Annotated in this window: 29 protein-coding genes; 14 read left to right on the top strand and 15 right to left on the bottom strand. The window is 61.4% G+C overall.

Annotation, left to right across the window (positions count from 1 at the left end; all coding sequences use genetic code 11):
• Positions 1-202 (top strand): hypothetical protein (locus AC1D35_RS30355; RefSeq protein WP_477941582.1); only part of this gene is annotated, 202 nt, incomplete at its 5' end.
• Positions 203-215: 13 nt separating this feature from the next.
• Here AC1D35_RS30355 and AC1D35_RS30350 read toward each other — a convergent pair.
• Positions 216-515 carry a hypothetical protein gene (locus AC1D35_RS30350; RefSeq protein WP_113312181.1) on the bottom strand — a complete coding sequence of 100 codons (300 nt, stop codon included), beginning with the start codon at positions 513-515 and terminating at the stop codon, positions 216-218.
• Positions 516-642: 127 nt separating this feature from the next.
• On the bottom strand, positions 643-783 hold the full coding sequence (locus AC1D35_RS30345; protein ID WP_162748659.1) for a hypothetical protein: 141 nt from the start codon (positions 781-783) through the stop codon (positions 643-645).
• A gap of 587 nt (positions 784-1,370) precedes the next feature.
• On the opposite strand from AC1D35_RS30345, the gene AC1D35_RS30340 reads away from it, so the two are divergent.
• Both AC1D35_RS30340 and AC1D35_RS30335 read left to right on the top strand, forming a co-directional pair.
• Complete coding sequence (locus AC1D35_RS30340; protein WP_113312183.1) at positions 1,371-1,634, top strand: hypothetical protein; 264 nt, start codon at positions 1,371-1,373, stop codon at positions 1,632-1,634.
• Positions 1,635-1,764: 130 nt separating this feature from the next.
• Positions 1,765-2,283, top strand: a complete 519-nt coding sequence (locus AC1D35_RS30335) for a hypothetical protein (RefSeq protein WP_113312184.1) — start codon at positions 1,765-1,767, stop codon at positions 2,281-2,283.
• A gap of 61 nt (positions 2,284-2,344) precedes the next feature.
• Here the strand turns inward: AC1D35_RS30335 and AC1D35_RS30330 are convergent, their stop codons facing one another.
• From AC1D35_RS30330 to AC1D35_RS30315, 4 genes are all read right to left on the bottom strand, one after another.
• Complete coding sequence (locus AC1D35_RS30330) at positions 2,345-2,563, bottom strand: hypothetical protein (RefSeq protein WP_113302084.1); 219 nt, start codon at positions 2,561-2,563, stop codon at positions 2,345-2,347.
• Positions 2,560-3,312, bottom strand: coding sequence for a COG4280 domain-containing protein (locus AC1D35_RS30325; RefSeq protein WP_477941578.1), 753 nt, complete (start codon positions 3,310-3,312; stop codon positions 2,560-2,562). The genes AC1D35_RS30330 and AC1D35_RS30325 overlap by 4 nt, the downstream gene beginning before the upstream one ends.
• 315 nt (positions 3,313-3,627) lie before the next feature.
• The gene (locus AC1D35_RS30320) at positions 3,628-4,434 is read right to left on the bottom strand and encodes a COG4705 family protein (protein WP_113302082.1); all 807 of its coding nucleotides are present in this window, start codon (positions 4,432-4,434) and stop codon (positions 3,628-3,630) included.
• A 24-nt stretch (positions 4,435-4,458) separates the two neighbouring features.
• Positions 4,459-4,737 carry a hypothetical protein gene (locus AC1D35_RS30315; RefSeq protein WP_113302081.1) on the bottom strand — a complete coding sequence of 93 codons (279 nt, stop codon included), beginning with the start codon at positions 4,735-4,737 and terminating at the stop codon, positions 4,459-4,461.
• Between the two features lie 283 nt (positions 4,738-5,020).
• Between AC1D35_RS30315 and AC1D35_RS30310 the strand changes: the two genes are divergently transcribed.
• The 3 genes from AC1D35_RS30310 (at position 5,021) to AC1D35_RS30300 (ending at position 7,826) form a co-directional block, all read left to right on the top strand.
• Positions 5,021-5,698: a response regulator transcription factor gene (locus AC1D35_RS30310; protein ID WP_113312185.1), complete on the top strand. Its 678-nt coding sequence runs from the start codon at positions 5,021-5,023 to the stop codon at positions 5,696-5,698.
• A gap of 156 nt (positions 5,699-5,854) precedes the next feature.
• Positions 5,855-7,246 (top strand): HAMP domain-containing sensor histidine kinase, encoded by a 1,392-nt coding sequence (locus tag AC1D35_RS30305; protein WP_477833066.1) that lies wholly within the window; start codon positions 5,855-5,857, stop codon positions 7,244-7,246.
• A 22-nt stretch (positions 7,247-7,268) separates the two neighbouring features.
• Complete coding sequence (locus AC1D35_RS30300) at positions 7,269-7,826, top strand: dual specificity protein phosphatase family protein (protein ID WP_113302079.1); 558 nt, start codon at positions 7,269-7,271, stop codon at positions 7,824-7,826.
• A gap of 197 nt (positions 7,827-8,023) precedes the next feature.
• On the opposite strand, the gene AC1D35_RS30295 is transcribed toward AC1D35_RS30300, so the two are convergent.
• The gene (locus AC1D35_RS30295; RefSeq protein ID WP_113312186.1) at positions 8,024-8,404 is read right to left on the bottom strand and encodes a pentapeptide repeat-containing protein; all 381 of its coding nucleotides are present in this window, start codon (positions 8,402-8,404) and stop codon (positions 8,024-8,026) included.
• Between the two features lie 612 nt (positions 8,405-9,016).
• Positions 9,017-9,724 (bottom strand): phosphatase PAP2 family protein, encoded by a 708-nt coding sequence (locus AC1D35_RS30290; protein ID WP_113312187.1) that lies wholly within the window; start codon positions 9,722-9,724, stop codon positions 9,017-9,019.
• Positions 9,725-10,037: 313 nt separating this feature from the next.
• On the opposite strand from AC1D35_RS30290, the gene AC1D35_RS30285 reads away from it, so the two are divergent.
• The 3 genes from AC1D35_RS30285 to AC1D35_RS30275 all read left to right on the top strand — a co-directional run bounded on the left by AC1D35_RS30285 (position 10,038) and on the right by AC1D35_RS30275 (position 12,589).
• Positions 10,038-10,562 (top strand): hypothetical protein, encoded by a 525-nt coding sequence (locus AC1D35_RS30285; RefSeq protein WP_113312188.1) that lies wholly within the window; start codon positions 10,038-10,040, stop codon positions 10,560-10,562.
• Between the two features lie 101 nt (positions 10,563-10,663).
• Positions 10,664-11,056: a COG4315 family predicted lipoprotein gene (locus tag AC1D35_RS30280; protein WP_113302074.1), complete on the top strand. Its 393-nt coding sequence runs from the start codon at positions 10,664-10,666 to the stop codon at positions 11,054-11,056.
• 177 nt (positions 11,057-11,233) lie between these two features.
• Positions 11,234-12,589 carry a carbohydrate porin gene (locus AC1D35_RS30275; RefSeq protein ID WP_477941573.1) on the top strand — a complete coding sequence of 452 codons (1,356 nt, stop codon included), beginning with the start codon at positions 11,234-11,236 and terminating at the stop codon, positions 12,587-12,589.
• Positions 12,590-12,619: 30 nt separating this feature from the next.
• On the opposite strand, the gene AC1D35_RS30270 is transcribed toward AC1D35_RS30275, so the two are convergent.
• The gene (locus tag AC1D35_RS30270) at positions 12,620-13,072 is read right to left on the bottom strand and encodes an Lrp/AsnC family transcriptional regulator (RefSeq protein WP_113302099.1); all 453 of its coding nucleotides are present in this window, start codon (positions 13,070-13,072) and stop codon (positions 12,620-12,622) included.
• A 120-nt stretch (positions 13,073-13,192) separates the two neighbouring features.
• On the opposite strand from AC1D35_RS30270, the gene AC1D35_RS30265 reads away from it, so the two are divergent.
• Positions 13,193-14,170, top strand: a complete 978-nt coding sequence (locus tag AC1D35_RS30265) for a nucleoside recognition domain-containing protein (protein ID WP_113312190.1) — start codon at positions 13,193-13,195, stop codon at positions 14,168-14,170.
• A gap of 236 nt (positions 14,171-14,406) precedes the next feature.
• Here AC1D35_RS30265 and AC1D35_RS30260 read toward each other — a convergent pair whose 3' ends face one another.
• Entirely contained in the window at positions 14,407-15,288 is an 882-nt protein-coding gene (locus tag AC1D35_RS30260; protein ID WP_477833238.1) for a hypothetical protein, read from the bottom strand.
• Between the two features lie 293 nt (positions 15,289-15,581).
• Here AC1D35_RS30260 and AC1D35_RS30255 point away from each other — a divergent pair, with 293 nt between their 5' ends.
• Positions 15,582-15,788 (top strand): hypothetical protein, encoded by a 207-nt coding sequence (locus AC1D35_RS30255; protein ID WP_113312271.1) that lies wholly within the window; start codon positions 15,582-15,584, stop codon positions 15,786-15,788.
• Between the two features lie 125 nt (positions 15,789-15,913).
• Entirely contained in the window at positions 15,914-16,705 is a 792-nt protein-coding gene (locus AC1D35_RS30250; RefSeq protein WP_113302070.1) for a potassium channel family protein, read from the top strand.
• Positions 16,706-16,762: 57 nt separating this feature from the next.
• On the opposite strand, the gene AC1D35_RS30245 is transcribed toward AC1D35_RS30250, so the two are convergent.
• The 3 genes from AC1D35_RS30245 to AC1D35_RS30235 form a co-directional block, all read right to left on the bottom strand.
• Complete coding sequence (locus AC1D35_RS30245) at positions 16,763-17,674, bottom strand: ankyrin repeat domain-containing protein (RefSeq protein WP_113312270.1); 912 nt, start codon at positions 17,672-17,674, stop codon at positions 16,763-16,765.
• 104 nt (positions 17,675-17,778) lie between these two features.
• Positions 17,779-17,982, bottom strand: coding sequence for a hypothetical protein (locus tag AC1D35_RS30240; protein WP_477941570.1), 204 nt, complete (start codon positions 17,980-17,982; stop codon positions 17,779-17,781).
• Between the two features lie 158 nt (positions 17,983-18,140).
• The gene (locus AC1D35_RS30235) at positions 18,141-18,941 is read right to left on the bottom strand and encodes an SDR family NAD(P)-dependent oxidoreductase (protein ID WP_113312268.1); all 801 of its coding nucleotides are present in this window, start codon (positions 18,939-18,941) and stop codon (positions 18,141-18,143) included.
• 85 nt (positions 18,942-19,026) lie between these two features.
• Here AC1D35_RS30235 and AC1D35_RS30230 point away from each other — a divergent pair, with 85 nt between their 5' ends.
• A complete protein-coding gene (locus tag AC1D35_RS30230) occupies positions 19,027-19,941 on the top strand; it encodes a LysR family transcriptional regulator (protein WP_113312267.1) in 915 nt (304 codons plus the stop codon).
• A gap of 126 nt (positions 19,942-20,067) precedes the next feature.
• On the opposite strand, the gene AC1D35_RS30225 is transcribed toward AC1D35_RS30230, so the two are convergent.
• Positions 20,068-20,487 carry a nuclear transport factor 2 family protein gene (locus tag AC1D35_RS30225; RefSeq protein WP_113312266.1) on the bottom strand — a complete coding sequence of 140 codons (420 nt, stop codon included), beginning with the start codon at positions 20,485-20,487 and terminating at the stop codon, positions 20,068-20,070.
• 284 nt (positions 20,488-20,771) lie between these two features.
• On the opposite strand from AC1D35_RS30225, the gene AC1D35_RS30220 reads away from it, so the two are divergent.
• Positions 20,772-20,903 carry a hypothetical protein gene (locus AC1D35_RS30220; RefSeq protein ID WP_477833060.1) on the top strand — a complete coding sequence of 44 codons (132 nt, stop codon included), beginning with the start codon at positions 20,772-20,774 and terminating at the stop codon, positions 20,901-20,903.
• 6 nt (positions 20,904-20,909) lie between these two features.
• Here AC1D35_RS30220 and AC1D35_RS30215 read toward each other — a convergent pair whose 3' ends face one another.
• Entirely contained in the window at positions 20,910-21,590 is a 681-nt protein-coding gene (locus tag AC1D35_RS30215) for an RNA polymerase sigma factor (RefSeq protein WP_477941567.1), read from the bottom strand.
• Between the last annotated feature and the right edge of the window lie 51 nt (positions 21,591-21,641).

The raw sequence follows: 21,641 nt of genomic DNA, 5'->3' as shown, positions 1-21,641 counted from the left end.
GCCGAGCACTGCAGGCAGCGACGCCATCGAAGGCAAGGACGAGGTGAAGGATGTGGGCGAGCAGCCGCCGAACGACCGTGTCGCGCCGCCTGTCATGAGGGCTTCGGGAGCGAGGCGGAATATCGGGCCTATCCGGATGACATCATCAATTTTCGGGAATGCCGCGCCGAACGTGAAGAAGCTGTCGGAAAACGGCGGCTAAGTACCGGCCGACCTTATCGATCGGGCTTGCCTGTTCGGGCGTCGGCGGCGCGGACAGCGCCTCCTTCGTTTTCCCATGATGCCAGGGCTTTCGCATCGGCATTCAGCTTGCGACGCCTCGACGCCGGATAGCCGGGCGGAGACATCGTCGCCTCCTTGATGCGTCGTATCATCACCACGTTTTCGTGATGTTCACCACTCTCGGACGTCACGAGATCGGATGTCGCATAGTCCGCGCGCCTGAGCACGCCCAGGAGCCGCCAGCGCGCCAAGCTCGCCGCAGCGGATCCATCGGGGAGGAAGATCGTTACCATGGCCAACCGTTCTCGCAATCGCGATGAAAATGTTTGAAGGGGGAAGACATGTCGTCCTCCTTTGATTGAAGCGAAGGCAATGACCCCCGCTTCGTTGACTGCCGATCAGGAAGGCTGCATCACGATGTCACGCTGATTGCGACGTCGCATCGAGGAAGTCTTCGATCCGCTTCAGGCGGTAGAGAACCCGCCTCTTGCTGTCATAGAGCCTGCCCAGCAGCGCATGCTCCAGATCCAGCGGCCCGCCGATCATGCGCAGCCGTCTCACGATGACTTCCTGCCTGCTGATGCGCTGCTCCGCCCTCACGACATGGAGCCTTGCAAACTTCAGGTCTTTTTTTCTGTATCGCGCCAATTGCATCTGCCTCGCCAATCATTGTCGTTAAGCGCCTGGCCGAGACGCTGTTCTCGCGGCCATGACCCCTGGGGGTTTCGACGGCACGAACGTTATGATCCGCGCTTCTGCAGCAGGTTCCCGCCCGTTTGGGGTACCGCTGCGAGTCAAATTGGTTGTCTGCAAAACAAAGGATAGCACGCCCTCTCAACATTTTCAGAAAAATAAATATTAATATTCGGAGCGTCGAATTTCATGAATACATGAAATGAAATAACCGAAAAAATCCTGTCAAATGATTGGGACAACTTCGCATTTTATTCTAAAAATCTAGGTCGATTTACAGAAATTATACACTGCGATGCCCGTTATATCAGGAGATATGCTGCTCCACAGCCCATAGTATAACCCCTCGTGAGGAGAGCAGAGAAGCGCCCACCCATGCGGGTGATACCCATGCGATTACCCGAGGCGTAAAGTTTCTCCGGCTCTGATATCAAGAGCAGCAAGAGGAGGACGCAATGCCGACCATCCTAGCTCATCACGACGTCAAGGACGTCAAACACTGGCTCGCCTCGCCCCGTCGCAAGGAAATTTTCGAACCGATCGGCTGCACGAACATTCGCACCTTCGTCGATCCGCAATCGTCCAACAAGGTTGGCCTCGTCATGGACGTTGCCGACATGGGCCGGCTRGCGGAATTCATGAAGGGCAGGCAGGCGGCCGATGCGATGGAATATGACGGCGTATTGCCCGAGACCCTGGTGATCCTCGTTCAGTCCTAGAGTATCCGTGTTGGTCAAGTGAGGGATCAACCGTCTGTCGGCGTAACGCGCCGGTAATCAATCCCTGYCGCCCATGCATCCTTTTTCCGCCTCGAACGTTTGAATTCCGTCAGCGAAAGAGGAGACTGAAATGGCGAGCACGACAGGCAGGGACGCCATCGAAGGCATGGACGAGATCAGAGACGCGAGCGAGCCCACGCCAGCCCCCGAACGTGAAGAAAAAACCGAACAGGAAAAAGCCGATCAGCACGCGAACGCCGAGGGTTTTGCAAGCGAAGCGGCCTATGAAGACTATCTGGATGCGGTAGCCGAGGATGCGCCGGTCGAGGAGATCGTCGTCGATATCGAACGCGCCGCCGCCCGTGAGGAACTCGAGCGGCAGATCGAGGATGTGCGCTACGAGATCGACAATCTGCGCGCCCGGCTGCACATCATCCGCCATCAGGCGGGCAATGTGGTGGAAGAAAATATTCGCTGGGTGGATGCGAGCGCCCATGCGCAGCTTGGCGTTTACCCCTGGCTGAAGCTTTCGGGCGCCATGGCCGCAGCCTTCTTCGTGGGCAAGGCCTTGCAGCAGTTGCCCTTCGGCTCTCTCGCCACCACTGTCACGCCACTGGTGCTGGCAGCGGCGCGCGAAAGACGCCGGTAAGATCGCCCTGCCCCATACCGCACGCTTGCCGCCGCCGACCTCGATCGAGGCGGCGGTTCGGTCAGCGCCTGAACTTGCGCCGTGCTGCCCGCGCGACACTTTCGGCAAGCACCGAAAGACAGCCGGCGACGAGAAGCACGGCACCCGCCGTCGGACCGATGAGGCCAAATTTTGCCGCGAGGCCGACCCCGAGAACGAGCAGCAGGCAGAACAGCGCCAGCGCCCCGTCATCGATGAACATGCCGATCAATTCCTTGAAGGCGATCCTGAGAATGCTCATCGGGCGGGCTCCGCATGCGTATGATGATACTGCAGCAGCCACCGGACCGCGATGAAGGAGAAGGCGGCAAGCAAGCCGAAGATTGCGACCAGCGAGAGGTCTTCGCCCGGCCATTCCGTGCCGATGCCCTCGCCCACCCAGAAGATGCCGAAAGCCGTCAGCAGCAGGCCGACGATGAATTTCAGCGTGTTTTCCGGCACCGATGACAGCGGCTTGTGGACGAAGAAGCCGATGACGAGCACGGCGATACAGGCGATCAGCGCTCCGATACTGGCATAGGGCAGCATGCCTGGCCGCGCGCCTGTCGCGATGACGATGAACACCACTTCGATGCCTTCGAGCAGCACCGCCTTGAATGCGGCCGTGCCGGCCAGGAAGTCGGCCCGCCGGTCCGCGGACTGGCGGGCAAGCGCATCGGTCTCCGCCGCAAAGGCCCTCTCCTCGTCGTGCAGCGCAATGAAGCCCGCAGCCCTGAGGATCGCCTTTCTCAGCCACCGCATGCCGAACAGGATCAGCAGCGTGCCGATGGTGAATTGCAGGATGTCGATCGGGATAAGGCCGAGCAAGGGGCCGAAGACCAGCACCAGCACCGCCAGCACGAACAGCGCCAGCCCCGTGCCGATAAAGGCCGGCCGCCAGCTCCGTGTGACGCCGACGGCCAGAATGATGGTGAAGGCCTCCACGACTTCCACGAAGGAGCCGAGGAAGGAGGCGGTCATCGTCGAGGTTATGCTTGTGATCGTCGTCATCGTCTACTCGGTTTTCTTGGCTTCGATCCGGACAGGCAGGCGAGAAGGACCGGGCATCGCTCCCGCGGCAGGGAGAATGCCAGCAGCGAACCCGGCATGTCCATCACTCTCATAGCTCGGCCGGCAGACACCGTCTCTGTCGGGTGGGAGGATTGCCATAATGGAAGGATAGGCATGTGGCGGGCAGAAGTCGTGTCACCGGCTGTAGGTCAAAAACCTGTCGCGCGCTTTTCCGCGATCTTACAAATCCGTAAGCGCTCGCCTCGCCCCCATGGCTGAGCCATGACAGGGCGAGGCGAGCACATCGGGCAACCCTTAACGCAACGGCTCTTCCGGGCTGCCTTCGATCTCGGGTTCGTAGTTGAAGCTCATGTAGATGACGATGAAGGCGATGATCGCGAGGAACATCAGGCTCGTATAGATCGTGCCGAGCCCGAGCCCGCCATAGTCCGAAGGCTGCGAGAGATAGTCGCCAAGCGAGGCGCCGAGCGGCCGGGTGAAGATATAGGCGAGCCAGAAGGACAGGATGCCATCGAGCCTCAGCGCGAAATGGGCAAAGGCGATGACGGCGATGATGGCGCCGAAGATGAGGCCTGTGGTGATGTAGCCGAAACCGAACACCTCGGAGATCAGGTCGCCGACAGCAGTGCCGAGCGCGAAGGTGAAGAGCACTACCAGCCAGTAGAAGGCCTCGCGCCGTGCCGTGAAGATCGAGTGGATCGACAGCGTCCCCTCCTTGGCCTTCCAGAGGGTGAAGGTGAGGATCAGCGCGATCGAGAAGGCGATGGTCGAGGTCAAGAGCGGTACGCCGAAATTATCGGTGAGATTATCGGTCACCAGCGTGCCGACGACGCTGATCAGCACCACCGCCAGCCAGTAGACCCAAGGGACGTAACGCCTCTGGGTAAACTGCAGCACGATCGCGCCGATGAGGATCGCCGTCATGATGATGGAGGTCATCGTCAGGCCGAGGCCCATATTGACCGCCAGGTAATCGGCCGCCGTCTCGCCCATCGTCACCGCCATCAGCTTGATCAGCCAGAAATCGACGGTGACGCGCGGCACGCGGTTGATGTCATCAGCCGGCATGTTCGCCGGCCTGTCAGATGGTCTTTCTGCCATTGGATCTCTCCTCGCTTGCTGCAATCACTTGCCGATCAGCGCCATGGCTTCGGTCAGGAACTTGTCCGAACGGGTGTCGTCATCGGCATTGCAGCGCTCGACGGCCTTGGCTTCGAGATCGTTGACCTTGGCCATGTCGGCATCGCTGAGCCTGGCCTTCGCCTTGGCGGCGCGCATATCCTTCAGCATGTCTTCGCAGGGCACGGTGGCGGCATGGGCGGGCATGGCAACGGCGATGAAACCGGCCATGACGAGGGCATTGAGCAGGCCTGCGCCAACACGTGTCGTGGGGAGTGTCTTCATGGGATATCTCCTTGAATGCGGCGCCCGGCGCCGGCAATTTGAAAAGCGATGGCGTTCGCGTTTTCCGCCACCGTGTCCCAGCTTCTAGCCGCCGGTCCATACACAGCCTTTGCCGGGAAGATACGCTTTCGTAAGAAAGGTCAGGTTGCAGCAAGAGCCGGGATCGGATCGGTTCCGCCGACTTACGAATCCGTAAGAATTCGATAAGGTGCAGGACACAATTATGCGCGAATTGTGCGGCGTGAGAGTAATCTTCCGATCAGGTGAAGGGTTTGGACCGGCCATGCGCATTCTCGTCGTCGAGGACGATAAAAAGACGGCCGATTTTGTCGCTCGCGGCATGATCGAGGCGGGCCACGTCTGCGACGTCATCGACGACGGGCGCGATGCGCTTTTCCAGGCGACACGTGAGCAATATGACGTGCTGGTCGTCGACAGGATGGTGCCCGGCCTCGACGGGCTGTCGCTGATCAAGGCGGTACGCGCCGCAAAGATCGGCACGCCGGCGATTTTCCTCACCTCGGTCAGCGGCGTCGACGACCGCGTCGAAGGGCTGGAGGCCGGCGGCGACGATTACCTCACCAAACCCTTCGCCTTTTCCGAGCTGCTCGCCCGCGTCAATGCGCTGGCGCGCCGCCCGCCCGTGCAGGACCAGAAGACGGTGCTGCGTGTGGCCGATCTCGAGCTCGACCTGGTGCGCCGGCAGGTGACGCGACAGGGCCAGACGATCGAGCTGCAGCCGCGCGAATTCACCCTGCTCGAAGTGCTGATGCGCGGCGAAGGCCGGGTGCTGACCCGCACCATGCTGCTCGAACGCGTCTGGGATTTCCATTTCGACCCGAAGACCAGCGTCGTCGAAACCCATGTCAGCCGCCTGCGCGCCAAGATCGACAGGCCTTTCGACATCCCGCTGCTTCATACCGTGCGCAATACCGGATACAGCCTGCATGCGCCGCGCTAGAGCATCGGACCGAAAAGTGTGTAGCGGTTTTCGGATAATCCGATGCTTGAGCAGACAGGCATCGGACCGAAAAGTGTACAGCGGTTTTCGGGTCATCCGATGCTTGAACAAAAGAGCATCGGACCGAAAAGTGTATAGCGGTTTTCGGATAATCCGATGCTGAAGGAAAAAGCCGTTTCCAGGAAAAGATCCAGGCTGCTGCGCAGCACGCCTTTCCGGCTGGCGCTGGCCTTCGGCCTGCTCTTCATCCTGGCCTTTCTGGTGGCGGGCATCATCACCTACCAGCTCCTGAAACGCGATCTGGCTGCGGCGCTCGACGATTCCGTGCGCGAGACCTATTCGGTCGTCGCCTCCACCTATTCGCCGGCCGACATCGAAGACCTCGTTGCCGCTGTCACAGCCTATGCTCGCCTCAACAATGCCGAGGACAGCATTTTCCTGCTTTCGGGCGAAAAGGGTAAGCGGCTTGCCGGCAATGTCTTGCCGTTTGCGGCAGAAGATGGCCTTTCGACCATCGAGGCCGGCGACATCGGGCAGAAGGGCGACGACCGCATCCGCATCCTGGCAGGCACCGTCGGCGGCAACCGGCTGATCGTCGGCGAAAGCTTTGCCGAAACCGAGGATCTGGAACATATCGCGCTGATGAGCTTCGGCTGGGCCACCGGCGGCATCGTCATTCTCGCCTGCGGCGGCGGCGCTTTTCTAGCCGCCCGCGCCCAGCGGCGGCTTGACGGCATCGAGCGGGCGATGAGCGATGTTTCGGCCGGCGATCTGGCGCGGCGCATTCCGCTCGAAGGCAATGGCGATGATATCGATGTCGTCGCAACCCATATGAACCAGGCGCTGGACCGGCTGTCGGCCCTCGTCGAAGGCATGCGGCAGGTGAGCGCCGATATCGCCCACGACCTGAAGACGCCGCTCAATCGCATGAAGATGACCGTCGAGCAGGCAATCGAACAGGGCGGGCGCGGCGAGGATGTCCAGACCCTGCTGATCGACGCCCGCGAGGAAAGCGACCGCATCAACGCCACGTTCGAGGCGCTGTTGCGCATCTCGCAGATCGAGGCCGGCGCCCGCAAGGCGCGCTTCCAGCCGGTCGATATCAGCGACATCATGAGTTCGGTTGCGGAAATCTACGGCAGCGTTGCCGAGGATAACGGCCAGTCTCTCGACTTTACCACCAGACCAGCCTCCCCCTGCATGGTCAATGGTGACCGGGAACTGCTGACCCAGCTCTTCGTCAACCTCGTGGAAAATGCCATCAACCATTGCCCGCCGATGACCAGGATCACGCTTGCGCTCCGGGCCGACGATGACGGCTTTTCGGCTGGTGTTTCCGATGACGGCCCCGGCATTCCCGAAGCGGAGCGCGAACTGGTCTTCCGCCGCCTCTATCGCCTCGACAAGAGCCGCACGACCTCAGGCAGCGGCCTGGGCCTCAGCCTCGTCAAGGCGATCGCCGATCTGCATTCCGCCCACATCACGCTCGCCGACCGGCATCCCGGCCTCGGCATCACGCTCGATTTTCCCGCCCAATCTCAGGCATAAAGCCCAATACCAAGGATCAGGAATGAAACGACGTTGGAGAATCCCCGCCGCTTTCGGCATCGCCGCGCTGTTGTTTGGAGCCTATCTCGGCGCGCTGCAACTATCGGGCAATTTCCATGAAGTGCTGCCGGGCGAACTCTACCGCTCGGCCCAACCCTCCGGCGCCGATATCGACACCTATGCCGCCCGCTACGGCATCAAGACCGTCTTGAACCTGCGCGGCGAAAACACCGCCAACTGGTACATGCAGGAAACCGAGGCAGCGAAGAAAGCCGGCATCACCCACATAAACTACCCGCTGTCAGCCTCCCGGGACGTGACGCCGGAACAGGCGCACGAACTGCTGGCGCTGATGCGCGATGCGCCAAAACCGATCCTTATCCACTGCCAGGCGGGTGCGGACCGCACGGGCCTCGTCTCGGTGCTCTATCTGCAGCAGATAGCCGGCATAGACGAGGAAACCGCCGAAGAGCAGCTTTCCGTCCGCTTCGGCCATATCGGCATTCCGTATCTGTCGTCGACCTTTGCCATGGACCGCAGCTGGGAGAATCTCGAGAAGGTGTTTGGGCTGGATAGCTAGGCTTGGCCGGCACGTGCAAGAGCGTTGCGGGAAGCGTCTGTTCACGCCATGATCGGGGGGTGAGGAGATCATTGCGGAATTATGTAGCAATTGCCACCGATATCCGCTTCCGGCCCATTGCGGGAGCCGATCATGTTTCAGATTGCTCCGAAATGTCACTTTCGAGCTTTGTCTATCGTCGACCCAACAACTGACCCTCAGCTTTTCGCCTGGTCATAAGCCTTGAATAGATCGGTGACGAGAACTCCGTTGATCCGCATCCCGGTCAAATCGGCATCTGCGATTTCCGCGTCCGCCAATGTGACACCGCTTATGGTCAATCGCGACAGGTTCGCATTCGTGACGGTGGCTCCAGACAGATTGACGATGTTAAAGCGCGCACCCTCAAGGTTGACATCGTCAAAATTCGCTTCGGACAAATTGGTGTCGATGAACTTTGCCTTCGTCAAAACAGCGTAAAATCGTGCGTCCGCGAGATGGACGCCATCGAAATTAGCGCCTGACATATCTGCCCGCTCATAATGCACGCCTTGCATTTGAGGGCCATCAAACGGGTTGCATCCTTGCTGATCAGTCATTGTCGTTTCCTCCAGCCGATTATGATCGATTCAAAGAATACCTAACCTGTGGTAGTGTTGCAAAATTCCTGAATAAAGCAAAACTTGTTTTCCTGGCTTGCGCAAAGTCGCAGAATTGGYAGTTTCGCGATACCCGCAAATTGCTGACATGACCGATGGGTGCTCTCGGGCTTACAGCAGCCACCGCCGAAGCGCTTTCGGTTGGTGGCATCTGCTACATAATTCCGGATCATTGTGCCGAGCCGCGTTGCCCGCACGCCACTTCAGAGCTTTCGTGGGGTCGGCGGAGCACAATCTCCCCTCCGTCATCAAGACAGAAATTAGGAAGCGTTGTGCGTGTGGACCCCTCACCCTAACCCTCCCCCCGCTGGGGCGAGGGGACGTGGCATGCGATGCCTTTCGGGACGCGGGAACGGCGCGGCATATGTCTTCTCCCCATCGGGGAGAAAGTGCCGGCAGGCGGATGAGGGGGCCATGCGCGTAAACAGAAACCTCCCATCACCAGATCATCACCCTGCCCTGCTAAACGCTCGCCACAGCGCCTCGAACTGATCAGCTCAAAGGCCTTCCCGCGGGGCTCGGTGGTGCATATCTATCGGCCGGCACGAACCATCACTGCCGCTCGCTCTGCACTTCATCAGCCGTCCGCGCGATGAAGCGTTTCGAGACCAGCCAGCATAAGAGCGCCCAGAGCGAACCGGCGACCCAGCCGGCGAGAACATCGGTCGGATAATGGACGCCGAGATAGACGCGGCTGAGGCCGATGATGACGGCGAGGAAGATGCCCGCCGCCATGACGAAGACGCGTGTTGCGCGGTAATGCTGGGTGCGGGCCAGCAGCGCGCCGAGCGTGAGATAGGTGACGGCCGAGACCATCGCATGGCCGCTCGGAAAGCTGAGATCGTTGACATCGACGAGGTGCGGCACGATGTCCGGCCTGGCGCGGGCGATGATGATCTTGAGGCCGGTGCTCGCCAGCCAGCCCGTGAGAACCGAGAGGAACAGGAAGACGGCAATCGTGGTCTTGCGGTTGAGCAGCAGATAGGCGGTCGCAAGCAGCGTCAGCAGCGTGAGAACGGTGATGCCGCCGAGGCTGGTGATATCGCCCATCGCATGAACGAGCCATTGCGGGCCGATCGGCCGGCCAAGATCGCCGGGCTGGCGCAGCCAGAGCAGGATCGTCTGGTCGAAGCCCAGCGTTTCTCCCTCCAGCACCTCGCTCGTCAGCCGCTGCAGCAGGAAGAACCCGCCGGCAAGGCAGGCGAAGGTGATGAGCGTCATCGGCTCATACTGGTTCAGCCAGGTCCTGATACGCTGCATTCTGCTCCCTTCGAACGGTGTCACGCGCCGGGAAAGCTCCGGTCGCCGGAACTCATCAACTGTGTGCAGTGGCTTGATTTTGCAAGGGGGCGACGCACCTCGAATCCACTCGCAAGCCGCGGCCGCGCTGCCGGCGCCGATGAATATGACGGAAGCCGTCACGACGGCAGACCGACACCCGATCACATAGGGCTCACCGAACTTTGTACCCACGCCTTCATCTACGGCTCTCTCGACCTTCGTATAGTTACAAATCCCGGCTAACCGGATGATCCTGATGCGGCTGAAGGACGGTCGCTCACGGAGTAACGACATGCACAGGACATTATCAGTTGCGGCCATCGTCCTGGCCGTTTCCGCCGCGCCCTCGGCTGCTGCTTCCGCCGACAAAAGACCGCTGAACGCCGAGGCCGCCAGCAAGATCAGGGCGGAATTCACAAGGCTGATGGATCTCGCCAACCGGCACGACTTCAAGGGTCTTCACGCCATGTTCTGGCAATCCCCCTCAGCCCTTCTCGTCGCCAAGAGCGCCGTTCCCGCCGAGGGAAACTGGGCAGGTTTCTGGGGCAACGAAGCGATCGACCGGAAGCTGCACGACATCGGCACATCCGGCCCGGTCGTGCTCGAGCCGGACTACACGAAGCTCAAGATCGTCGGCTTGACGCCTGACGTGGCGAAATCCTACGCGCCGATGAACATCACCGTCTCATACGCGGGCCAAGACGGGACGCCCAAACCGTTCCTGATGATCATCGACTGGCTGCATATCGGAAAGGACTGGAAGGTTGCTTCAGAAATCATTCTGCCGGTGCCGCCGGCACCTGCTGCAAAGGGTTAGCTGCCCGCAAACTGGACCTCACCACCCCTGAACCAAACGCCGCCTGTGACCGGCAGGAACCCACCTGTTCAGGCACAGAGGAGCGGCAGAAAGGACCAGAAATGTCTGGAACCACGAAAAGCCTGGTAATCTCGCTTGGCCTCGCCCTGATCTCGCTATCGGCTGCAGAGGCAAAGACCGCGTCGCCCGCCACGGTCGTCACCAGCGGACAGCAAAAGCTGCTGGCAGACGCCGACGGCCAGTCGCTTTACACTTTCGACAAGGATCAGCCCGGAAAATCGGCATGCACCCTGCTCTGCGCCCTCGCCTGGCCTCCCTTCGCAGCACCGGCCGGCGCCAAGGCATCCGGTCCCTGGAGCGTTGTCACCCGACCGACAGGGGTAACCCAGTGGGCTTATAACGGCTCGCCGCTCTATACCTATCACTTCGATTCCAGGCCTGGAGATATCCACGGCGACGGCGCCGAAGGTGTCTGGCATATCGCCAAGCCGTGAAGGCACGGTGTCTGGCAAAGCGTACCGAACTGGCGGCAGGACAAGCCGGGTCTACAATACCGTAGCCGACAAACTTGCCCTGCTGCGCAATTCGTTCCAAGGATAGCAAGCTCATATTCGCGCAAAGGCGCTATCAGTCAGCGCCTCCCGACGTCAGCCCCCGGAAGAGGGAAGAGAATGAGACAGGTATCCGGCGCCGCCTTTGCGTTTGCGATTGCGATTGCTGCCTGCGGCACGGGCGCACGGGCGGACGATACGGCACCGCCATCCTATGCGGAGACGACGCTCACCGGTGATTGGCACGGCTACCGCAACTGGCTGCGGGATCAGGGCGTCACGTTCACGATGTCGCAGACCAGCGATGTGCTCGGCAATGTCTCGGGCGGCGTGAAAAGGGGCGCGGCCTATGACGGCCTCTTCCAGTTGCAGGGCGACTTCGACATGGGCCGGCTGGCAGGCTGGACCGGCGGCGCCATCCATATTTCCGGTTATGCGATCCAGGGCCAGGGCCTGTCCGGCAAGGATGTCGGCAACCTCCTGACGGTCACCTCGGTGGAGGCCGATCCCGGCTTCAGGCTGGGAGAATTCTATCTCTCACAGAGCCTGATGAACGACACGGTGACGCTGAAGCTCGGCCAGATTCTGGCGGACCAGAATTTCGCGATCAGCAATACGGCCAGCCTTTTCGTCAACTCGACATTCGGATGGCCCGGCATTTTTGCCGCCGATCTTCCCGGTGGAGGACCGGCCTATCCCTTCGCCGTTCCGGGCGCTCAGATCATCATCAAGCCCGACGATGCCTGGACGCTGCAGGCTGCCGTCTTCAATGGCAGCCCGACCGGTTCTGACCCCGATGGCAATGCCAATGGACTGGGCTTTCCGATTGGCGATGGGGTGCTGGCCATTGCCGAGGCGGCCTATGCCTATGCGCCCGGAAAGGGCGAGCCCGGCTTGCCGGGCACCTACAAGATCGGCGCCTGGTATAATTCGGAGCAGTTCGACAGCCTGACCACCGCATCGAACGGCGTTTCACTCGCCGATCCCCTGTCGAGCGGCAGCCCGCGCCGCCTCTCGGGCAATTTTGCGGTCTATGCCGTCGTCGATCAGACGCTCTGGCAGGAGCCTGACAGCAAGGACAATGGCCTCAACGGATTTGTGCGTGTCGCGGTGGCGCCGCAGCAGGAGCGCAACAGCATGAACTGGTATTTCGATCTGGGCCTTGCCTATAAGGGGCTTCTGCCGGGCCGCGACGATGACACCGCCGGCATCAGCTTTGCCTATGCCAGCATGAGTTCGGGCATGTCGGATCAGGTAAGGGCTGAAAATGCCTTAACCGGGACGTCGCAGCCGGTTCCGAGTTCCGAGGCGGTGATCGAAGCCACATACCAGGCTGCCGTGACGCCATGGTTTACGGCGCAGCCATTCTTTCAATATGTCATCCGCCCCGGCGGCAATGCAACCGATCCCGACAAGCCGAATTCGCGGATACAGAATGCAGCGATTTTCGGATTCAGGGCCGTGACATCCTTTTGAAACCGGCAGCCGGCAGCCACGGCGCACCGATCAGAGCCTGATGGCCGTTTCCTCTTTCGCCGTCCGGATAACGATCATGGTGAAATAGCGGGCAACATTGTTTTCGTCGCGGAAAAGACCTTCGCACAAAGAGTCGAATTCCTCCATATCGCGCAGGCGCAGCATCAGAACGACATCGGTTTCCCCGGTGACGGCATAGGCTTGCGAGACGGCCTCCTCGGCGATCGCGATATCCAGGAAGCGGCGCATATGCGCTTCTCCGTGCAGCTTCAGTTCCACCGTCACCAGCGCCTTGATCCCGCGTCCGGCCCTGGCGGGATTGAGGATTGCGACGATGCGGTCGATCACACCCGATTTGTGGAGCCGCTGCACGCGGCGCAGGCAGCTGGAGGGAGACAGGCCCACCTCCTCGGCCATGTCGATATTCGTGCGCGATGCGTCGCGCTGCATCAGGTTCAGAAGTTTTCGGTCGATACGATCCATTCCCCGGAGCATATCGGTCAAACGCGCCATTGCAATAAAATTGCACGGATCTGCAATCTTTGATCACAAATTCGAAGTGATCGGGGCTACCAGATTGAGGCACCATAAAGGGGGTCTCAAATGTCGTTCTTATCGCTCATCCGGCGCAACACCACGGAAACGCTCGCAATCTACTGGGTGCTTGCCCGCATAACGGTTCCAATCGCGATCCTTGCCGAGCTGCTATCGAGGATGGGAGCGGTGAAGGCTGTCGCCCCCGCGTTTGCGCCCATCATGAACCTGATCGGGCTGCCTCCGGAGCTGGGCCTCGCCTGGCTGACGGGCATGCTGGTGGGGATCTGGGGTGCGGTTCCACTCGTTTTCACCCTCGTTCCCGCATCCTCGCTCAGCGTCGCCAATATCACGGTATTCTCGGCCCTCATCCTCTTCGCGCATGGCCTGCCGATCGAACAGAAGATCATCCAGAAGGCGGGTCCGGGCATGATCGCGACGACCACGCTGCGCATTGCGGGCGGCCTGCTCTATGCCTTCCTGCTGCACCATGTTCTCACCGCGACAGGCTGGCTGTCCTCTCAGGTCCATCCTGTCTGGCTCCCCATCAGCGCAACGCCGGACTGGGCCGACTACTTTCTTGGACTTGCGCAGACCATGGTCTGGATGCTGGTCATACTCGTCGTCCTCTCCTGGGCTCTTGAAATCCTCAAGGTGACCGGGCTGCTGGGCCTGATGATGAAGGCTCTTTCGCCTGTGCTGCGCCTCGCCGGCATTAGGGGCGAGGCCGAACATCTCACGGCTATCGGCCTGTTTCTGGGCATTTCCTATGGCGCCGGCCTGCTGATCCGCGAGGCGCAATCGGGAGCGATATCACCGCGCCAGATCTTTCTGTCCTGCGTGTTCATGGGCTTCGCGCATAGCGTGATCGAGGATACGATCGTGGTGATGTCGCTCGGCGCGGATCTGCACGGGGTCCTGACCGGCCGGCTCATTTTCGCCGTAGCGGCATGTGCCGCGATTGCCGCCCTGCTTCGCCGCCTGCCCGACAAGGCATTCTTCGCGCAGATGTTTCGCCTGAGAAATATGGAAGCCGAACGGCGATAGCACCGGACGCCCCGTGGATTGCGGCTGTGGGAAAGCGGTCGGACCGGTCGCTAAAGCAATTCCAGCAAAAGTGCGAAGCGGTTTTGCGTCTGGAATTGCGTGAAAACACAGAGATAGAGCATCTCMGTGTTTCTGAGAAAGACGGAGATGCTCTAATGCAGCGCGCCCCTTGCCTTCCCCGGGGGGAGAGCAAGGAGCGCGATACCTTCCGGAACGCCGGGACGATGCGTGACCCGCTAAACCAGCGGACCGCGGCTTGTCGCGATCAGGTCCTCTTCCTCATCCCGCTGATGCCCGCCAAAAGCGGCGGCGGCAGCGGCGATGAACGCGCCGACGAGCAGTGACAGCGATCCGATCAGCGCCGATGTCGCGGCCGCCTTTCGTGCCTTGTCGGCAGCTTCCTGCGCAGCAACCTTCGCATCGTCGATCTGCTTCAGCACGGTATCGACCCTGGCGCGGGCATCGGCTTCGGAAAGCCCGGTGCGGGCCGAAACGATGCTGGCGATATAGGTCTTGTCGCCGTCAGGCACCGAGCCGTTCACCGCTCCCTGCAGCAGGATGCGGGAAATCTGGGCAGCGGCGGCGCTATCGTCCTCGTTGGCGCGATTGGCGACGTTTTGCGGCCTGAGCAGCGCATCCGTGAAGTAGGACGTGGAGGCATCAGGCGTATCCGAAGAGGCCGCTGCGGCAGAGGTGCCGGCGACCCCGGCGGCCATCGCAGCCTGGCCGGCAGCACTGGCGCCGGCGCCCGCGAGCGAGCTCAGCGACGATGCCAGGAAGCCGGCGACGAAGACGGTGGCAAGCGCCCAGCTGAGGAATCCGTGCGCCGTATCGCGGAAGAAGACCTCGTTGGTGTGGACGGCGGCCCACTTGGTCCGCAGCCGGCCGGTAATATAGCCGCCGAAGGCCGACGACAGCCATTGCACGACGACCAGCCAGATCGCCGCGGTGACGCCGATTGTGGCGGCCGAGCTGCTCTGTCCCGACCACGGAGATACCATGGTGAGACCGACGCCCGAGCCGAGCAGCAACAGAATGAGCGTAATGCCCGTCGCCGCCACGGCGCCGCCGATGATCGGCCCCCAGGCGACGGCTGATTTCGAGGATTCGACCGGCATCACGCCGGTTTGCCCGCCTTCGAGGGCGGAGCCCTGGATAACAGGTCTGTCTGCAGCAAGAGACATGTGAGCCTCCTATCGCATGAACAGGACGAGCAGGATGACGATCGGCAACGGGATACCCAGAAGCCAGAGAAGAATACCGCGACCCATGAGAAAATCCTCCGTGATTAGAATGTGTTCGCGAGGACCGAACGCCGGCACATGCTGTTTGTTCCCGAGCCCGCAATTCCCGTCTTCGATGGAACGGGCGAGTCCGCGCCGCGTTGGGTCTCTATAGAAAGGAGGCCCACATGGCCCATAAAACAAAACCGCTCGTCGAAGTCGCCGCCAGGACCGAGGACGGCCGCGTGCCGCTCGGCATCATGAACACCAAGCAGGCACTCGACCTGCCCGAAGAGCTGGATGTGGAAATCTCGCACCCCGACAAAGAGGCTGGGGTGACCGATCATTTCATCGACAGGAATGAACTGCGAAAGATCAGACGCAAACGACAGTGACCTTGGCCCGTGGTGGCCCCTGCCTCCTCCTCCGAGCCGGAGAGGATGTGATCTCTTCGAGAACTCGGAGACGGCGCTTCACCACCAGCCATTGATGCCCGCCATCCGCGAGCTATTTCGCCGTCATGGATCATCTCTTCGACGACGACACGCATCACAAGAGCCTGCGCGCGGGGCTGCGGCGCATTGAACGGGGCGAAGGCCGTAAGGCCATTCTCCTGCAGTCCATCTTTACCGTCATAGATATCGCGATCCTCGCCTTCTTCGTGCTCGGCCCCTATTTTCGGGCGGCGCCCACCTATCTGGTCATCGATTACGTCATCGCCGTCTGGATCGCCGCCGAGATCGCGGCGCGCGCCATTGCGGCACCCTCGCTGCGCAGCTGGATCCTGCGGCCGATGACCTGGATCGATTTCATCGTGCTGGCGACGCTGCTCTTCCCCGATGCGCTCTTCAACTTCGCCTTCCTGCGGGTCATGCGGCTCTGGGCGATCGGACGAAGCCCGCTCCTGAAGGAAGTGTTGCGCCGGATGAGCTGCGGCTATGCGCTGGATGTCGTGCGCGCGGTGATCAATTTCCTGGTCTTCCTCTTCCTCGTCACCGGCTTCGTCTACACCTCCTTCTTCTATAACCAGCCAGGCGGCGAAGGCTTCGTGGACGCGCTCTATTTCACCGTCGCGACCGTCACCACGACAGGCTTCGGCGACATCACCCTGCCCGGCACGCTCGGCAAGCTGACCTCCGTCGTGACGATGATCGTCGGCATTTCGCTCTTCGTGCGGCTGGCCCAAGCTGTGGTGCGGCCGAACAAGGTGACCTTTGCCTGCCCGCAATGCGGGCTGCAGCGCCACGATGCCGATGCCGTTCACTGCAAGGCCTGCGGCGAGGTACTGAACATTCCCGATGAGGGCGCGTGAGACCTTTTGAAGCGCCTTGCATGGACAATCCAGCGATGGACCGAGCCGGACGCCTGCTCAGGGCAATGGAACCGGCGAGTCGCTGAGCGACCGCAGATAGGCGATCACATCCAATCGATCGGTTTCATCGGGCGCACCGCGAACCTCCATGTTGACGCCTGGCGTCGTGAGAGTGGGGCCAGCGATGAAAATGTTGAGGTCCTCGTAGGTCCAGAAGCCACCCCAGGCCGACAGGGTTCGGGAATAGCCGCCGAATTTTGTGGATGCCTTTTTGCGTCCGACGACGTTCCACAGGTTCGGCCCCCTGTTGGGGACATCCTTCGGACGCGTGACATGACAGGATGAGCAGTTGGTGGCGAACAACTTCGCCCCTTTTGCCGCGTCACCATTCGCCAGCTTCGCAGAAATCGGCGCGGGCTTCTGAACGATGACGCCATGCGTCAGCAGATATTCGGCGATTTCGGCATGGTCGTCATGCCTCGCAAGATGATAAGGCGTGATGATAGCGGGCAGCCGCGCGGGATCGCCACGCACCCAGATGGCGTTGACGTCTGCGCCGGCTTCAACGAGTGCCTTGACGCAATCAAGACAGCCGCCCGCGACGGCGAAGTGCAACATCCCCTCACCCCTCGCCGCAGCGTTGGCGTCAGCACCACGCGCCAGCAGAAGCCGGATGAGATCGGCGGAGTTTTTCACCACGGCGCCGGTGATCGGCAGGCCGATTGCCGACTGGTGGTTCACATTTGCCCCACGCTCGATCAGCAATGTTACGGCTTCGAGATTCCCGTTGCGAACTGCGAGAAAGAGCGGAGTGGCTCCCTTGTCCTGCTCCTCAATGTCGGCGCCTGCATCGAGGGCGGCCGCGATGGCTGTGATGTCACCGGTCTTTGCCGCCTCGTGGAGTGGGCCGCCCTGAGAACTGGTCAGAGCACAAAGATAGATCAGCACGCTTCCAATCAACCCACGCATCCGGCTGTCCCTCCGCCAACATGGTGATCGGCAATCATATACCCGATCTCCCTGCCGGGACAGGATGAACACATCAGGCGAAGCTGCAGGATCGCGGGGGCCTGCTACAGGGCAGCCGGCGCCGCTCCATGCCTCGGCAATTGCGGCAGCTGCGCTGCAGGATGCCTGACGCCCTCGCCGTCAGCCTCGTCGTGGCAGGTCGCCTGCAGCTTCAYGGCGCTGCCTTCGATTTCGTCGAGCAGGGTTTGAACGCTATCGAACCGGACAAGAAGGCGGTGGGTGAGTTTCTTGAATTTCCGTTGGGACATGATCGGGCTCCTTTGATCCGGGAACGCTGGACATGGCTGAAAGTTCAGGGTGGTTGGTGGTCATGGCGACTGGGTCTCGACCGTCAATCCAGGCGCCAGGTACCGAAAACCCCGCCCCACTTGTAGGGAGGGGTTTTTGGGAGGTACGGCCTTACCTTTCAAAAGGCCGAGCGGATCGTGCCGCCATCGACGCGCAGTGTCGCGCCGCTGATATAGGCGCCATGGCCGCTCGCAAGATAGACAACGGCGGCGGCGATCTCCTCGGGACGGCCGAGGCGGCCGATATCGTTCGGCACCATGTCCTTGACGCAGCCGCTTTCGATATCCTCCCAGCGATCGCCCCAGCCATGCGCGGGCGCTATCTTTTCCAGGAGCTCCTTCACCGCCGGCACGAGAATGGCGCCCGGCGAGACGATGTTGGAGGTAACGCCCGTATCCTTCAGCCGCCGCGCCAGCGAGACCGCGAGATTGTGGCGCGCGGCAAGCGAGGCCTCGTAATCCGGCTGCATCGGGATCGGCTGCGATGCCAACCCGCCGCCGATCTGGATCACCCTGCCCCAACCGCGCCTGACCATGGCGGGCACGATCGCCTGGATCATCCGCACCGCCGAGATGACATTGATCTCATAGGTCTCGGCCCATTTTTCCGGCGTTGCCGTATGCCAGTCGAGATGGTGATAGTGGCCGGCATTGTTGACGAGAATATCGATCTCGCCGCCCGCAAGCGTCTGGGCGACCACCGCTTCGGCCTCATCGCCCCTGGCGAGATCGCCGATCGCCACATCCGCCGTGCCGCCGGAAGCGGTGATGGCGCCGGCAATCGCCTCGGCCCGCGCCCGGTCGCGCCCATGCACGACGACGGCAGCCCCTTCCGCGGCCAGCATTCGCACCATCGCTTCGCCAAGCCCCGCCGAAGAGCCCGTCACCAGCGCCCGTTTGCCGGAAAGCTGCATATCCATTGTCTTTCTCCATCTGCTGATCTTGGATGGATCGACAATAAGCGATAGGAATTATCCCGATTAGATGTTTAAACCGGGACGATTCATGCCGATATCCCGCATAATACAGAGCAGCGGATTTACCGAAATCAGGGCGGCGATTTCGGTCGCGGAGCACCGCAGCTTCCGCGCTGCCGCCGATGCGCTCCGCATGTCGCCGACGGCGCTCAGCAGCAATGTGCGCGCGCTCGAAGACCGGCTCGGTATCAGGCTTTTCAACCGCACCACCCGCAGTGTCTCGCTGACCTCGGCCGGCGAGGAATTCATCGCCAGCGTGGCGCCCTCGCTCGCCTCGATAGAACGGGCGATGGAAGCCGCCGGCAGCCACGGCACGCGACCCTCGGGCACCTTGCGGATCAACAGCTCGGTCACCGGCGCCCACGAAATCCTGACGCCCCTGATCCTGACCTATCTGCAGCGCTATCCGGCGGTGCAGGTGGAAGTGACGACCGAAAGCCGGCTCGTCGATGTGGTGCTCGACGGCTGCGACGCCGGCATCCGGCTTGCCGAATCCGTCCCGGCGGACATGGTGGCCGTGCCCCTGCCGTTCGGCCTTGATTTCTGCGTTGTCGGCGCACCCCGATATCTCGCCGATCATCCGCCGCCGAACACGCCCCTCGACCTCGCGAACCATCGCTGCATCAGGTCGAAGGCGGCGGGTGGCAGCATCTATCGCTGGGAATTCGAAAGCCATGGCGAGGCGCTGGAGGTCGATGTATCAGGCGGCCTGACGCTGGACGAGCAATCGCTGATGCTGAAGGCGGCCATCGCCGGCATGGGCCTTGCCTATATCTCCCGCGCCATCGCGGCGGAAGCGATCGCGGCCGGCAAGCTCGCCACCGTGCTGGAAGACTGGCTGCCCCGCCAATCCCCGCTCTGCCTCTACTACCCGCGCAACCGCAACACATCAGCGGCATTGCGGGCGCTGATCGAGCTGATCCGCGCCGGGGGCGGCGGGTGAGCGGAGGAGCAATCTTCAGGCCGCATGGTCGATTTCCTCGATGGTGTCGAGTTCCGCCTGAAGCGCCGGCGCTTCGCTTGCGGAAAGGGAGCGATGATATCGAGCCCTCGATGGCAATCAACGATTTCAGACAGTCGCCGATCCCCTCGCGCCCAGCGGGTTGCGCCGGAAAAGTTCGCCGACCAGCCAGCTGTCCAGATAGGCGCGCACTTCCACGATCGTCTCACCCTCAAAGCGGCAGAGCCAGCAATAGTGGTTGTCGAAGCGCATGCCGTCGCGGGCCGTCGCCATCGAGCGCAACTCGACGATCGCCCAGTCGCCGTCGAGGAGGATATTCCGGGTGGAGAGCTGGGTGCCGTCAGGCAGAACCTTGTGCAGCTTGGCGAAGGTGCCGGCGAGGAATTCCTGTTTCGAATGGTAGTGGCCGGCGAGCGGATGGGTGCCCATGACCGTCCAGTCCACGTCATCGGCGACATGGGTGAAGAAGCCTGCGCCGTCTCCGTGTTCGAGATGCGCAAAGAGCGCTGCGACATCCTGCTTGTTCATGGCACTTCCCCCGAGTAGCCGAACGTTCACCGGAGATCGCGTTACAGGTAAAGCCCGGTAGAAATAGGAATGATGCAAGTATTGATAGCATAAGTCAGGGAGCGCTGAAACAGCGGGGGAATGTTGTTGGCGAGGCAGATACTTCCGGTTCTTGTCTTGAGGACCTTCTCTCGCACAAAGCTATCTTTTGTGCCCCTTCTTCCTCACCGCCACTCCTAACCCTACAGGAACGATATCCACCTCCAGATGTTATCCGGACGCCAAACACCGGATCGGATTGCCCCATGCGACTACTGATGATGTTAATCCTTGCGCTGATGGTCACATCTGTCATCGGCATATTGGGCGTACAGATGTTCGATGGCGGCAGCAGCAAGACGCCGCCGGCCGTCATCCAGCAGTCCGAGCCGAAATAGGCGCCCTCACCGCCCCATCAGCTCGCCCATCACCCGCTCCGTCAACCGGTCGCATTTCCAGCCGGCGAAGGGGAAAGCATCCATCGCAATCGGCCCGATCATCTGGTCGAGCTCGCGGCGCAGGAGCGCGCGGGCGCGGTGCAGGCGGCTGCGCACGGTTTCGGGTTTGAGGGAGAGAAGTTCGGCGGTTTCCTCGACGCTCATCTCCTCGATGACCCGGGCGATGAAGACGAGGCGGAATTCTTCCGGCAGGTTGTCGGTTGCCGTTTCCACGAGTTTCAGGATCTGTCGCTGCGCCATGGTGATCTCGGGATTGTCGATGGGCGAACCGGTGGGGAAATCGAGAATGCKGCTTTGCATCTGGACCGTATCGACGGAGACTTCGGGCGTGCGGCTCGCCTTGCGGAGCCTGCCGAGCGCCTCGTTCATGACGATGCGCGTCAGCCAGGTGGAAAAGGCGCTGGTGCCMTGGAAATCGGCAAGGTGGCGGAAGGCCTTGAGATAGGCATCCTGCAGGGCGTCTTCGGCCAAGGCATCATCGCGCAGGATGCCGCGGGCAATGCGGAACAGCCGGCGGTTATAGCGCCGCATGATGGCGCGGAAAGCGGCGGGATCGCGCGCCAGCGCCAGCGCCACCAGCTCCGGGTCGCTTTTCTCTGCTGCCGATATCTCTGCGTATTGGGCCATGGCTCATCCTTTTTCCGCATTGGATGCCTGGGCAAGACGAATGTTCCCGAC

It is taken from the genome of Rhizobium sp. P1_E6, from assembly GCF_056405875.1.
This window is presented reverse-complemented; position numbering and strand designations above follow the sequence as displayed.

Bases quoted from the DNA above. Each gene is read 5' to 3' on its own strand.
- AC1D35_RS30350 (WP_113312181.1), bottom strand. From the start codon at position 515: ATGGTAACGATCTTCCTCCCCGATGGATCCGCTGCGGCGAGCTTGGCG.
- AC1D35_RS30335 (WP_113312184.1), top strand. From the start codon at position 1,765: ATGGCGAGCACGACAGGCAGGGACGCCATCGAAGGCATGGACGAGATC.
- AC1D35_RS30330 (WP_113302084.1), bottom strand. From the start codon at position 2,563: ATGAGCATTCTCAGGATCGCCTTCAAGGAATTGATCGGCATGTTCATC.
- AC1D35_RS30325 (WP_477941578.1), bottom strand. From the start codon at position 3,312: ATGACGACGATCACAAGCATAACCTCGACGATGACCGCCTCCTTCCTC.
- AC1D35_RS30320 (WP_113302082.1), bottom strand. From the start codon at position 4,434: ATGGCAGAAAGACCATCTGACAGGCCGGCGAACATGCCGGCTGATGAC.
- AC1D35_RS30315 (WP_113302081.1), bottom strand. From the start codon at position 4,737: ATGAAGACACTCCCCACGACACGTGTTGGCGCAGGCCTGCTCAATGCC.
- AC1D35_RS30310 (WP_113312185.1), top strand. From the start codon at position 5,021: ATGCGCATTCTCGTCGTCGAGGACGATAAAAAGACGGCCGATTTTGTC.
- AC1D35_RS30305 (WP_477833066.1), top strand. From the start codon at position 5,855: ATGCTGAAGGAAAAAGCCGTTTCCAGGAAAAGATCCAGGCTGCTGCGC.
- AC1D35_RS30300 (WP_113302079.1), top strand. From the start codon at position 7,269: ATGAAACGACGTTGGAGAATCCCCGCCGCTTTCGGCATCGCCGCGCTG.
- AC1D35_RS30295 (WP_113312186.1), bottom strand. From the start codon at position 8,404: ATGACTGATCAGCAAGGATGCAACCCGTTTGATGGCCCTCAAATGCAA.
- AC1D35_RS30290 (WP_113312187.1), bottom strand. From the start codon at position 9,724: ATGCAGCGTATCAGGACCTGGCTGAACCAGTATGAGCCGATGACGCTC.
- AC1D35_RS30285 (WP_113312188.1), top strand. From the start codon at position 10,038: ATGCACAGGACATTATCAGTTGCGGCCATCGTCCTGGCCGTTTCCGCC.
- AC1D35_RS30280 (WP_113302074.1), top strand. From the start codon at position 10,664: ATGTCTGGAACCACGAAAAGCCTGGTAATCTCGCTTGGCCTCGCCCTG.
- AC1D35_RS30275 (WP_477941573.1), top strand. From the start codon at position 11,234: ATGAGACAGGTATCCGGCGCCGCCTTTGCGTTTGCGATTGCGATTGCT.
- AC1D35_RS30270 (WP_113302099.1), bottom strand. From the start codon at position 13,072: ATGGATCGTATCGACCGAAAACTTCTGAACCTGATGCAGCGCGACGCA.
- AC1D35_RS30265 (WP_113312190.1), top strand. From the start codon at position 13,193: ATGTCGTTCTTATCGCTCATCCGGCGCAACACCACGGAAACGCTCGCA.
- AC1D35_RS30260 (WP_477833238.1), bottom strand. From the start codon at position 15,288: ATGCCGGTCGAATCCTCGAAATCAGCCGTCGCCTGGGGGCCGATCATC.
- AC1D35_RS30255 (WP_113312271.1), top strand. From the start codon at position 15,582: ATGGCCCATAAAACAAAACCGCTCGTCGAAGTCGCCGCCAGGACCGAG.
- AC1D35_RS30250 (WP_113302070.1), top strand. From the start codon at position 15,914: ATGGATCATCTCTTCGACGACGACACGCATCACAAGAGCCTGCGCGCG.
- AC1D35_RS30245 (WP_113312270.1), bottom strand. From the start codon at position 17,674: ATGCGTGGGTTGATTGGAAGCGTGCTGATCTATCTTTGTGCTCTGACC.
- AC1D35_RS30235 (WP_113312268.1), bottom strand. From the start codon at position 18,941: ATGGATATGCAGCTTTCCGGCAAACGGGCGCTGGTGACGGGCTCTTCG.
- AC1D35_RS30230 (WP_113312267.1), top strand. From the start codon at position 19,027: ATGCCGATATCCCGCATAATACAGAGCAGCGGATTTACCGAAATCAGG.
- AC1D35_RS30225 (WP_113312266.1), bottom strand. From the start codon at position 20,487: ATGAACAAGCAGGATGTCGCAGCGCTCTTTGCGCATCTCGAACACGGA.
- AC1D35_RS30220 (WP_477833060.1), top strand. From the start codon at position 20,772: ATGCGACTACTGATGATGTTAATCCTTGCGCTGATGGTCACATCTGTC.